This is a genomic window from Enterococcus sp. AZ119 (genome assembly GCF_050546175.1).
Lineage (GTDB): Bacteria > Bacillota > Bacilli > Lactobacillales > Enterococcaceae > Enterococcus > Enterococcus faecalis.
In genome coordinates this window covers 807,501-820,056 of the sequence record NZ_CP172951.1, presented here as the reverse complement: position 1 = coordinate 820,056, position 12,556 = coordinate 807,501, and the positions used below count along the sequence as shown (strand labels likewise).

Sequence of the window (12,556 nt, the reverse complement as noted above, 5' to 3'; positions counted from 1 at the left end):
TTTGGCTTTTTAACATTCTATTTCTACCTAATTTTAAAGCAAGTTAAACCCATTGTCCTTTCAACATAATCTTGCGTTTCTGCGGTTTTCTAGCAATCACTTCTGCTGTAGAAGCTGCTTCTGTAAAAATAAAGTTTGCTTCGTCTCCTTCTGTAAACCAAAGGCGTTCTTCTTCAAATGAAAAAGGTGCTTCTTTGCCACAGCTATGGACGTAAGCTTGAGTAAGTTGCTCTTCTGTAATCTTTCCTGTCATTTCACAAAAATTACGTAATTTTTCAAATAAATCACCTGAAACATTAGAACTCCAAGAGTCAAAAAAGCCATCACTACCTAAATGAACCGATACACCAGCTTGGCGTAACACATCAATTGGTGGCAATAAATAACGAGGATCATAGGGAATTGTAGACATAATCGCTGTTTGATGCGTTGCCAAGCGTTGGTATAGTTTTTCTTTTTCTGCTGGTCGTACATCTAGCAGCGCAAAGGCGTGACTGATAGCTGTTCGCTGAGTAAATTTTTGTTCTTCCAAAATGTCTAAAAATTTATCAATTGTATAAACACCCACTTCCCCCGTATCATGCAAGTGAATATCGATTCCTACTTGAAATTCTTCTGCCAGATCGAAAATAGTTTCTAAAGATTCTTCAATTGCATAATCAATGCCTGCAGGATCTAAACCGCCAACCATTGTTCCACCATTTTTTAGGGCTTCTCTCATGAGTAAAACCGTTTGGGGATTTTTTAATAATCCATGCTGTGGAAAGACAACAATATCATAATCAATCACATGCGCATATTTTTCTAAGGCTCTTTTGACGCCCCAGAAGTTTTCTAGTTCTACATAAGGATCAATGTTGACATGTGTCCGAATATAAGAGGCTCCATAACCAATCAATTTTTCAATCATGGCCGTCGCTCGTTGTTCTGTTGACGGCGCTAACAATTTAAGTTCACTGGCTTCGTCTGCTAAACGCTCTTTTAAATTTTTAACAGGTTGGCTAGCACGCCAGCCTAATGAAAGGTAGGTTTTATCTAAGTGATTATGGCTCTCTTGAAAAGCGGGAATAGCCAGTTGTCCGTTTAAATCAGTGCCTTGTTGCTTTTCAGTGACTTGATTTTGCGGAATAATCGCTTGGATTTTGCCTTCTTGAATCGCTAAAGTATAGCGTGCGGTTTTAGTATACGTTAATTCGTGGTGGTCTTTAGCAAAACCAGTTTCTAAACGAACATTATTCAAATAAACAATGGATGCTGTCATTCTTTTTCCCCCTTTTGAACGGCTTCAACCAGTTGTCCTTTTAGTATCAGTTGTTGGATTGGCTGTTGGCGTGCAATCACGTGAGCAGTGCTCTCAGCATTAAATAGTAGGAAATCTGCAGAATCGCCGACGTTAGGCCAAACTCGCTGCCCGTTAGGATCAAGAGGCGTTACAAAATTACTCGCTAAGCCCCATAAACGATTCAAGCGATACTCATCGCTAATTTTAAATCTTTGAGCGGCTGTATTTAATTTTTCTATTGTATTGCCACTGCCAAAAGGCGACCAATGATCCGTCAAACTGTCATGAGCCACAGAGATCTTAACACCTTGTTCAACCAAGGTTGGAATCGGCATGGTGGGTATTCCAATTGGTACAGTCGAAGTCAAATCAATACCTGTTTCGATGAATTTTTGCGCAATGTCTCTAATTGCTGCTTCTTCTAAGCCCCCTAAGGCTAAAGCATGACTTAAAGTGACTTCTCCAAACATCTTTGCTTGTTCTGTATAATCAACAAATTTATTAAATTCATAAAGTCCCAAAGTATCACGGGCGTGTAAATGAACATCAATTTTTTTATTAAATGTGGTAGCTAATTCAAATATTTTTGCGATTGAATGATCCACATGACGATCCACAAGGGCTGGATCAACGCCGCCGACATGAGTTGCCCCCATGCGTAAGGCTTCGCGCATCAAAGGTTCGACTTGTGAGCGGAGTAATCCGTGTTGAGGAAAAGCCACAATTTCATGAGTAATGTATTGTTCATATCGACTAAATGCTTCTTTAGTAATTTCAATATGTTTCGTTCCAATAGATGGATCTACATTACAATGACTGCGAATATGATAATGGCCTTGTTGAATATACTGCTCAATAACTTGGCAAGCACGTTCTAAACTAGTTGGTAATTGTTCAGGTAACAGCCAAGTTTCTTCTTCAATACGTGTTAAAATTCCTTTCGTTAGTGGACGACAGGCCTTCCAAGGTCCCCCAAAATACGTTTTATCAATATGAATATGCATTTCTCTTAGAGCAGGTAAAACGAGTTGCTGATTCACATCGATAACTGTTTCGTTCTCTAAAGGCCTTAACTGCGGTGCGACCGCAGTACAGATCTCGTTTTCAATTCGAATATCATAGCTAGCTGTCTCTGTCGCAACAATTCGCTGATTCACAGTAGAAAATCCTGTTTCTAATTTACAGTTTTTTAAAAGCATGACAAACCCCTTCCTACCTTCATTCAATTAGTTAACATAAGCCCATTTTAAACTGTACGTAGGTCCAAATGAATGCCAATACAGATCCTTGATTTTTTGATTAGCTAATACAGAAATGCTTCGATTGTAGATTGGTGCTAAAACCGTTTCCTGATTCACCAAAATATCTTGTGCTTGAGCAAAGTCATTTAAACGAGCCTCTTGATCAGCCGCATGTGTTGTTCTAGTCTCTTGGATTAATTGATCATACGTATCACTCTTGAACGTTACGCCGCCCAAGGTACTATCCGAAGTAAAGATGCGCATAACTGTTAATGGATCACGATAATCGGTTCCCCAACCAGATAATTCTAAATCATAGTCTCTCGTTTGATCACGATCAACACGAATAGTAAAAGGAACTTGAGTAACATTCACTTCTAATCCATCTAGATTTTCTTCCAATTGAAATTGGAAAAACTCAGCAGCTTTTTTGGCGCTGTCTGTATCATCTGTTAAAAATTCTAATTTGATTTTATCCAGCCCAATTTCTTTTTTCCCTTTTTCCCAGAATTCTTTTGCTTTCGCTGTATCGTAGGTTAAGTAGCTATTTTTCTTAGCAGCTAGTTTTGTGAAATCTGTTCCATCTGGCGCAATCGTTTGTCCCGGCGGAATTACTTGATCTGTAGCCGTGGATTGATCTTGCAAGACTTCTTTTACAAAACTTTCTTTATCAAAAGCTTGTGCCAACGCTTTACGAATATTGTTGTTCGCTAAAGCCGGATTTTCTTTTCCATCACGAACACTGTTCATTTTTAAAAAGTATGTGACGAATTGAGGAATTGAAAGAAAGGCTGGATTATCAACATAACCAGGAATAAATTCACCACTTAGCTTATTCACTACATCCAATTCATTCGAGTCAAACAAATTCACCGCTGTCGTTGGGCTCTTAATTACTGAAACTTTCGCTTCTGTTAATTTAACTTTTTCAGCATCCCAATACGTATCATTTTTTTCGTAGGTCCAGTCATCGGAAGAGGCATTATCCCATTCTTTCAATTTAAAAGGACCATTATAAATCAAATGTTCTGCATCAGTGGCATATTTATCCCCTTGTTCTTTGATATATTTTTCATTTTGCGGAAACAAAACAGGAAACGAAAGCAAAGATTTCAAATAAGGGGTGGGCCGTTCTAAAGTTATTTCTAACGTTTTATCATCTAGCGCCTTAACCCCAAGAGTATTCACATCTGCGCCTTCTAAAGCAATTTCCTTAGCATTTTTAATGACATCAAAAAATAACGCTTGATGAATCGACCCTGATTTAGGGGAAGCAACTTGTTGCCATGCATAAACAAAGTCATTTGCTGTTACTGGATCATCATTCGACCATTTGGCATCTTCTCTAATCTTAAATGTATAAACGGTTTCATCTTCAGAAATCGCTGGTTCTTCGGCAGCGACCCCCAACTCTAATTCATCTTCTTTACCTAAAACATAGAGTCCTTCATAAACTTGATTCATGACTAAAGTCGAGGTCGTATCCCCCGCTGTGTGTGGTTCCATTGTCGAAATAGCCGCTTCAGAACTAATTGCAATTTTTTGTTCCGCTGCTTTGTTACTATCAGCCGAGTTTCCCGTTCCCGCCTGACAAGCCGTTAAAGCTAAAAGCAAACCGACGCATCCTAACATTTTTAATTTCTTCATACCGATCCCTCCATTTTACAAACTATAACCTTCAAAGTTACCAGAATTTTCTGATAAAATATAGAAAAAGAAGCCTATCTGATAAGAGTCTCAAAAAACTTACAGATTATAGAAATACTTGAGAAATTTAAAGTAGCTGAAACAATAGTAAAAGCATTAAAAATTAAGTATACTATTGCTATATCTTTAAACGATGCGTTTCTATAGGTTGTAAGCGCTGATTGTTCTTATTTGGTCACTTGTGACTACCAATCACGTGATGACTTGGAACTTTTTTCTATTAGTATAAGGATACCTTATTTTCCCTAAAATAGTTTTGTAACATCTTACAATAAATACGCTTAATTTTTAGATAATTCATACAAAAGGAGGCCTTGCTAATGATGACGGTCAATGATCTACTCCATGCAGAAGAACTACCTGGTTTAACCTTATTGACGCACGAGACCAATTTAGATGCGCCAATTCTACAAGCTAATATTTTAGAAAATCCTGATGCTTTTGACTGGTTAACGCCAGGAGAAATTTTATTAACTACCGGCTATATTTTCAAAGATCAGCCTTGCTTGCAAAAACGTCTTATTCAAGAACTAGCAAATATGAACTGCGCTGCTCTAGGTTTTAAAGTCCAACGTTATTTCAATGAAGTTCCACAAGAGATGATCCAATTAGCGAATGACGTCGGATTACCAATTCTCTCAATCCCTTATAATTACAACTTTTCTCAAATTATTTCATTGGTCAATCGCCGAGTCAATCAACCTGACGAAACGATTAGCCAACATTCTGTTCATATGCATAATAAATTTTATACAATTATCAAAGCTGGCGGAAAAAGTACCCAATTACTGGAAGTATTAAGTGCCGCGATTCAAGCGCCTGTAATGCTTTTAGACGAGCGTTTTCAGATTATGAATCATTTTGATTTACCTGATGCGCCAACAAGAATCACCAGTATTTTAAATAACGCGACTCTCAAAAAACAGTTTGAGACAGCTTTAAAAGCCCAGAACAATGAGCTCCTATTATTTTATAAAGAACCATTGACTGTTGAATTTTCCTTAGCGAACCATCAGTTATCTTTGCGAATTTTACCCATCAAAAAGAAAAATCTCAGCTTATCTTACTTAGTGATTTGGCAAACTACCAAAAAATTACAGACGATTGATTTATTATCTGTGGAGGTCTGTGCTCACTACCTTTTACCACAACTTCAATTAGAATCTTCGGAAAATTTAACAACGAGGCAAAAGATCGGGGCGCTGTTTCAAGACCTTATCCAAGAAAAAAATACCAATCCTCAAGCTTGGCAAGAATTTAGTAATTATCTGCAATTAAATGAAAAAGATACATTTAGTCTCTTGCTTGTAGCCATTGAACAATTGGAACAACTGTTTAATCCGACTATTCAAATGAATAGCATTGGCCATCAATTGAATCATATTTTAGAAGGATATCGACAAAAAATTACTGCCTTTCCTACACAAACTGGCTTTATTTTATTACTAGAAAATCCAGCGCAAGAGGAAGCTACCTACCTTGCACAAACCACTCATCTTGCCAAGAATTTACTAGAGCAACTAATGAAACTGAATCCAAAATTATCATTTAAATTAGCGATTGGACCAACTGTCAAAAAAATCACCAATCTGTGTGATTCTTATAAATTAGCACAAGAAACATTCCACTTAGCACAAGCAAGTCAAGAATTACAACAACGAACTATTTTGAATTATGACGACCTCTTTTTTTATCGTTTAATGATCGAAACCCTGACCAAACAAGCCAAACAAAAAATATATCAACGATTGATTGAACCATTGGAAAAAGAAGATCAAAAACATGAAAGTTCCCTACTAGAAACCATCAACACCTACTTTCAATCGAATAAAAATATTTCGTTGACTGCCACAAATATGTATGTACATCGTAATACAATTATTTACCGCTTAAAAAAAATAGAAGAGATTCTTCACTTAACTTTAGAATTTCCTGATAGTTCGCTACAACTAAGTTTGGCTGTTTATTTATATAAACAAAAATTACTATAAAAAGGCCACCACGAATAGTAAATCGTGGCGGCTTTTTTAACTGTTTCAATTTTGTTAGCGAATAATCATTACAGAAATTGGGGCATATCGAGCCATATAAGCTGCTTGGCTACCAAAAAAGCTTTTTAATTTGCTAGTTGACTTGGAGCCAATAATTAACAAATCTGGTTTATTCAAAGGAATAAGCTTATTAATAATTAATTCTCCTGGGTTCCCTTCATTGACAATTACACTTACTTTATCGATGCCATTCGCTAACGCTTCTTGTTGATATTTTTCCGTTTGTTTCTCTAATTTCGCCAACTGTTCTTGCCAATAATTTTTATCTAACGATTGGTAAACATTAATCTCTTTCTCTTCTAAAATCGAAACAATAACCAATTCAGCTTGTTCTTCTTTTGCTTTTTGGATAGCATAATGAAATGCTTTTAACGCATCTGGCGACTCTTCAACACCAACCATAATTTTTGAAAATTTCATTATTTAACCTCCTCTACTTGTTGCTCCATAGCTGCAAGCTGCTGTGCATATCGTTTATCGCCTTTATATAATTCCACAACCGTCCAAACTAACAAGAGGATGACGAGTGCTATGATGACATAGGCGATATTATCGGCTAACGTAATTTGACTCGCTGTCGGATTATCACCGAAAAATCCTTCAATTTGATCAGGTAAGCCTTTCATATTGAGGTAAATTAAGCCAATGACAGAAACCCAGCCTAACAATTTAATTAACCACGAGTTTTTAAAATGTTCACCCATTTCAACACGGCTATCTGTAAACATCAGTAAAGGCAACATCGAAAATGGCAAAGCAAATGCTAGAAAAACTTGTGAATTGTTCATTAAATTATTAATCGCAATATGCTCCTCCACTGTACTTTTTCCGCTGGTCATTAAAACACAAATTAAGACAGGAATAACAGATAACAAACGTGTGACCATCCGACGTAACCAAATTGGTACGCGCATATGAATAAACCCTTCCATAATAATTTGACCAGTTAAGGTTCCTGTAATTGTTGAATTTTGTCCTGATGCCAATAAGGCTACCGCAAATAAAATTGATAAAATTCCAGAACCTGCAATATGCGCTAAAATAGAATTACTCATAACCGCTGGATTTGATAAAGCATCAAACAAACCAAAGAATGAAGGATCTTTGACACTGCCGGATTTAAAAACGGCCACACCCATAATCAATAACAAAGAGTTAACAAAAAATGCCATCGTTAATTGAATATTAGAATCCCAAGTTGAAAAGCGTAAAGCGCGTTGAATATCGGTTTTATCTTTACGATCAATTTTACGACTTTGGACAACAGAAGAATGTAAATATAAATTATGAGGCATCACTGTTGCTCCAATAATCCCCAATGCACCTGTCAGTGGCGTTTGCCCATTCACCGCATGTGATGTAGAAAAAGCTTCTGCGCTAGGAACCAGCCCTTTAATTACATCTCCCCATACTGGATTTGACAATGCCACTTGATAAGCAAAAATCACAAAAATAACAACAATTAAAGCAACAACAATAGCTTCAATTTTTCTAAAACCAATTTTTGTCAATAACAACAAAAGTAAAACATCAAATACCGTAATGAAGACAGCCAGACCTAAAGGAATATGAAATAATAAATATAAGGCAATTGCGCCCCCGATAACTTCAGCGATATCTGTAGCCATAATTGCTAACTCTGTTAAAATCCATAATACAATACCTAACGTCTTACTAGTTCTAGCACGAATCGCTTGTGCTAAATCCATCTGTGAAACAATACCTAATTTAGCAGCCATATATTGGAGCAACATTGCAATCAAACTGGAAATTAAAATAATCGACATCAATAAATATTGAAAATTTTGTCCCCCAGTAATTGAAGTAGACCAGTTTCCTGGATCCATATACCCCACTGCTACCAATGCTCCTGGACCTGAGTAAGCAAATAACGTTTTCCAAAAACTCATATTTTTAGGCACGTCGATGGTGCCATTAATTTCTTCAAGCGAAGGACCATTTGCATATTCAATCAAATGATGTCTTTGCTTTGGTTCATGTTCTTCTGAATTTTTCAATTCAATTCCTTCTTTCGTTTTGCAATAATTTTAAAAGGCCCTTCCCGTTAGAAGGTTAACCTCTAATATATTTTAGGTACACCTAAAATATACTGCTAAAAATAACAAAATGCAAGACTTGAAAGAAAATTTTGACAGTGTAAAAATAGATTGTCGTAAATGTGCGATCTTAAAGTTTGAAGAAATCAGGGTAGCTGGTAGTTGATTATCTTAAGAAGTAGAAAATAAGGGACCTAAGTCATTTCGGCTTAGGTCCCTTATTTTATTTTTATTCGGTTATTCTATTAAGAATGGATGCTACAATTTCTGTCGTGTCAGCTGAATGATTTCTAAAAATCTCGGTAAACTTAATCTGACGAAAACCTTCAAGTACTTCGGGCAACTTATTTTTCCCCCATTCAAAAGTTCCATCATTTCTTTTCAATAATCTCTGTAAAATTTCTTCTTTCTCGACCGCTAACAAAAAATGATAAACGTCAATGCCTGCTCGTCTCAGATATCCAATCAGCTCTTCTTCATATTCATTTTTATAAAGGGTCATTGGAACAATAATCGGCCGTCCAGACTCTTTGGACATTCGTTTTAATAAATGAGCATTCCAGCAACGCCATTCCTGATACTCCTGAAAATCATTTTCTTTCATTTCTTCGGGAACTAACTCCATCAATGCACTACCAATAATTTCTGGATCATAAATGATTGCATTGGGAAGTTTTTGTTGTAACTCATGTGCAATGGTCGTTTTTCCGGCTCCAAACGCACCGTTTAACCAAATAATCATCATAATTTCCTTTCTTCTGAACAAATTTCTTTGTTGTTTAATTTAGGTGCTAGATTACTTTTAATTTTTTTAGCCATTCACTTATAGTTACTACTTACATCTTTAACAGTAAACGAGACAAACTAAAAATACAACATCCTACGCTATTAACCTTGCGTTACATAACATACTCATCTGATAATTTTCCCCTAAAAAAACAGAATGTGGGCAATCTTTTTAAGAATCATTGAATAGAATAACAACAAACAGTAATTCAGGTATAACCAGCTAGAAATTGTTTTATTTTTAGTCACGAGTATGATAAGCATGTAAATCAAATAGAATCATATTAGGTGAGGTTACTCTGAAGAACACAGGTTATCGCTCGGAAATGTCGAGAGACAGTAACGAGTAAAGCAGGGATTGTCGAATTAAGGCTTTCCTAAGATAACTAGAATTTTTTTCTTACGTCTCAGAAAGCCAAAGCTCAATTATTGTGATTACCCTATAATCTTCTTCTTTTATTCGGCGACCTCTTTAATATGATTAATTGGAGGTTTTTAAATTGAAAGCTGTCACTGCATCATCTAAGAAAAATACCCTACTTGCTAAAAGTATCGGGAATCTTACCTTGCTCATCATTTTAGGCATTTTCATTTTTATCATCGTATTCTCTTGGCTAAAAATGAATCGCCCTCTCCACACCCTTCCCTCAGAAGAATTCCTCGCAACACCAAGTAAAACAGATGATTTCTTATCTCCATCAAATCTTTTTTACTTTTCAATTCGAACCATGTTTCGAATGATTGTGGGTATGGCTTGGTCCTTCCTGTTTTCCTTTGTTTTTGGTATTTTAGCCGTAAAATATAAAACGGCACGAAGAGTCATTTTACCATTAGTTAATTTCCTTGAATCTGTTCCATTGCTAGGTTTTTTGACCTTTACAACTGCTTGGTTACTTGGTTTATTTCCAGGAAATGTGATGGGCGCAGAAGCGGTTGCTATTTTTGCCATCTTCACAGGTCAAGCTTGGAACATCATGTTGACTCTTTATCAAATAATGGAAGTTATTCCTTCAGATCTAGTCAATGTGACCGATCAGTTCAAGTACAATGCTTGGGAAAAATTTTGGCGGCTTGAATTTGTTTACTCAATTCCTGGCTTACTTTGGAACGTTATTATTTCTCAAACTGCGGCTTGGTTTGCCTTGGTGGCCAGCGAGCAAGCTTCTGTTGCCTTTCCTAAAGAAACCAACCTTTATTTACCAGGAATTGGTTCTTATATCCAAGTAGCATTAAATCGAGCCGACTTTAAATCCTGTTTATGGGCTGTTTTTGCCTTATTAATCAATGTGGTGATTTTAAACTTTTTAGTTTTTCAACCTTTAGTTCGAGCCACTTATTATTTTAAATATGAAACAGATGTCGAAAGTACGACGCCACCTAAATCCATCATTTATCATTTATTAAAAAAAGCAACTTTAACGAAATACTTTTCAAAAGCTTTTGTGAAATTCAGTCATTTTTGGATTTACGATTTACCAAAAGTTTGGTACTTTTTCAAGCTAGACTATCTCTATCGATTACTAGCAAAATTACGCCATTTCTTCAAAACATTATGGTATGTCAGCTTAACCATTATTGGGGTTTATTGTTCTATTAAGCTCTATCATTTTTTGCCCCATCAAGATTTCAGCATGATTCCTAGATTAACCCTTTATACTACGCTACGGGTTACCTTGGCTATGGTCGTTGCTGGCATTATCTTTACTCCCTTAGCAATCTGGGTTGCGAATGATAATCGGCGCTTAAGTATCGTTCAACCGATTGGACAAATTTTAGGCTCCATTCCGTCAAATGTTTATACTCCATTCATTGTGTTGATTATTAGTATGGGCTTCAACAAATTAGAATGGTGGATTCTACCACTCATCATGGTTGGTTGCCAATGGTATTTTTTCTTTAATGTAATTGCTGGCTACTTAGCCATCCCTGATGATATTCGTGACGTAACCAAACTTTTTAAATTATCTAAATGGCAATGGTGGACAAAATTTTTGATCCCTTCTATTTTACCTTACCTCATTACAGCAATTATTAACGCTGCTGGTGCTGCTTGGAACGCTGATATCGCAGCAGAAAGCATTCAATGGGGCAAAAAATCAATAGATGTTACTGGCCTAGGACAATATATTGCGGCAAACGATGGCGTAAAAGATAAATCTGCCTTAGGAACCTTAGCGATGTGTTTCGTTGTTGGTTTATGTATCGCCTTTGTTTGGCAACCTTTATATCGAGCAGCAAAACAAAAATTTCACTATTAATAGCTGGACGACTCAACTCGACTAAATTTTTAAGATAAACTAGAGAGGAGAACGATAGGTGATTTCCCTTGACCTATCTAATAAGACGATGGAAAATAAAGAATTATTAAGCATAAAATCAGTATATAAAGAATTTGAAATTGAAGGACATTCAGAACATTTAAAAGTCCTTGAAAATATTGATTTAACAGTTAAAACGAATGAATTTTTAAGTATTATCGGACAATCAGGAACAGGAAAATCAACGTTGCTCAGAAGTATCGCTGGACTTCTTCGTACAACTAGAGGTGAAATTACTTTTGAAGATAAAATCATTAATGAGCCTGATGCCAATATCGGCATGGTTTTTCAACATTTTGCCCTTTTTCCTTGGTTGACAGTTGAAAAAAATATCAGCTTTGGCTTAGAAAACCGTAAAGAAATTTCTCGCGAACAAATAAATAAAAGAGTCAGTAATCTCATTGAAATGATTGGTTTAACTGGTTTTGAAAAAGCTTATCCCAGAGAGTTATCTGGTGGAATGAAACAGCGTGTAGGCTTTGCTCGTGCTTTAGCCATCGAACCTAGCTTATTGCTCTTAGACGAACCTTTTTCAGCTTTAGATATCATTACAGCCAGCCAATTATCTAACGATTTATTAGAAATTTGGCTAAACAATCAAATTGCGACTAAATCAATTGTAATGATCACGCATGACGTTCAACAAGCAGTCCAACTTTCTGATCGGGTTGTATTAATGGATGCAAATCCTGGTCGTATTGCCAAAATTTACTCAATCGATATCCCCAGAAATCAACGTTCGCCAAAAACAACCATTGATATTGTAGAACAAATAACAGAAGAAATGGTTCGTCGCATTCATTTGTAAATAGAACTGTTTTGACTTCTGCTTATGTCTTGACAAAGAGTTACTTAAAAGACTATTATTTCTTTGTAATAAGTTAGGTGAGGCTCCTATACAAACATAGGCTATTGCTCAGAAATGTCGAGAGACACCAATGAGTAGAACAAGACTGGTCGAGGAGAAGGCTTTTCTCAAAATAGCTAAGAGTGATCTTTACGTTGTATAGTGCTAAAGCTCAACGTTCATGTTGATGTATCTTTTTAGTCTCTAGTTAATCAGTTAAGTACTTTTATTTAAAATTAAGAGAGGAGTGAAAGTATGACTACTATG

Annotated in this window: 10 protein-coding genes and 2 riboswitches (1 of these 12 running past the window's edge); of the genes, 4 read left to right on the top strand and 6 right to left on the bottom strand. The window is 36.1% G+C overall.

The genetic code is table 11. The features are described from left to right. Positions 1-43: 43 nt before the first annotated feature. Genes IGL37_RS04000 through IGL37_RS03990 form a run of 3 tightly spaced genes read right to left on the bottom strand, consistent with a single transcriptional unit; the run spans position 44 to position 4,170 of the window. Complete coding sequence (locus IGL37_RS04000; RefSeq protein ID WP_430598815.1) at positions 44-1,261, bottom strand: amidohydrolase; 1,218 nt, start codon at positions 1,259-1,261, stop codon at positions 44-46. Then, on the bottom strand, positions 1,258-2,508 hold the full coding sequence (locus tag IGL37_RS03995; RefSeq protein ID WP_195757647.1) for an amidohydrolase family protein: 1,251 nt from the start codon (positions 2,506-2,508) through the stop codon (positions 1,258-1,260). The genes IGL37_RS04000 and IGL37_RS03995 overlap by 4 nt, the downstream gene beginning before the upstream one ends. Beyond that, complete coding sequence (locus tag IGL37_RS03990; protein WP_002406993.1) at positions 2,509-4,170, bottom strand: peptide ABC transporter substrate-binding protein; 1,662 nt, start codon at positions 4,168-4,170, stop codon at positions 2,509-2,511. A gap of 380 nt (positions 4,171-4,550) precedes the next feature. Here IGL37_RS03990 and IGL37_RS03985 point away from each other — a divergent pair, with 380 nt between their 5' ends. Next, a complete protein-coding gene (locus tag IGL37_RS03985; protein WP_002358159.1) occupies positions 4,551-6,221 on the top strand; it encodes a PucR family transcriptional regulator in 1,671 nt (556 codons plus the stop codon). A 54-nt stretch (positions 6,222-6,275) separates the two neighbouring features. Here the strand turns inward: IGL37_RS03985 and IGL37_RS03980 are convergent, their stop codons facing one another. The 3 genes from IGL37_RS03980 to IGL37_RS03970 all read right to left on the bottom strand — a co-directional run bounded on the left by IGL37_RS03980 (position 6,276) and on the right by IGL37_RS03970 (position 9,083). Further along, positions 6,276-6,701 carry a universal stress protein gene (locus IGL37_RS03980; protein WP_002358161.1) on the bottom strand — a complete coding sequence of 142 codons (426 nt, stop codon included), beginning with the start codon at positions 6,699-6,701 and terminating at the stop codon, positions 6,276-6,278. Further along, positions 6,701-8,299 carry an Nramp family divalent metal transporter gene (locus tag IGL37_RS03975; RefSeq protein WP_002382010.1) on the bottom strand — a complete coding sequence of 533 codons (1,599 nt, stop codon included), beginning with the start codon at positions 8,297-8,299 and terminating at the stop codon, positions 6,701-6,703. The genes IGL37_RS03980 and IGL37_RS03975 overlap by 1 nt, the downstream gene beginning before the upstream one ends. 268 nt (positions 8,300-8,567) lie before the next feature. Then, positions 8,568-9,083 (bottom strand): AAA family ATPase, encoded by a 516-nt coding sequence (locus IGL37_RS03970; protein ID WP_033918208.1) that lies wholly within the window; start codon positions 9,081-9,083, stop codon positions 8,568-8,570. Positions 9,084-9,397: 314 nt separating this feature from the next. Continuing rightward, positions 9,398-9,565: riboswitch (M-box (ykoK) riboswitch) on the top strand. Between the two features lie 44 nt (positions 9,566-9,609). On the opposite strand from IGL37_RS03970, the gene IGL37_RS03965 reads away from it, so the two are divergent. The 3 genes from IGL37_RS03965 to IGL37_RS03955 all read left to right on the top strand — a co-directional run. After that, the gene (locus tag IGL37_RS03965) at positions 9,610-11,382 is read left to right on the top strand and encodes an ABC transporter permease subunit (RefSeq protein ID WP_002384764.1); all 1,773 of its coding nucleotides are present in this window, start codon (positions 9,610-9,612) and stop codon (positions 11,380-11,382) included. A gap of 88 nt (positions 11,383-11,470) precedes the next feature. Continuing rightward, positions 11,471-12,250, top strand: coding sequence for an ABC transporter ATP-binding protein (locus IGL37_RS03960; protein ID WP_002360638.1), 780 nt, complete (start codon positions 11,471-11,473; stop codon positions 12,248-12,250). Between the two features lie 62 nt (positions 12,251-12,312). Continuing rightward, positions 12,313-12,480, top strand: a riboswitch (M-box (ykoK) riboswitch). A gap of 64 nt (positions 12,481-12,544) precedes the next feature. Continuing rightward, positions 12,545-12,556: the beginning of a hypothetical protein gene (locus IGL37_RS03955; protein WP_002363651.1), read on the top strand. Its footprint extends 249 nt past the window's final position; only the first 12 of its 261 coding nucleotides appear in the window; the start codon lies at positions 12,545-12,547; its stop codon lies off the right edge, out of view.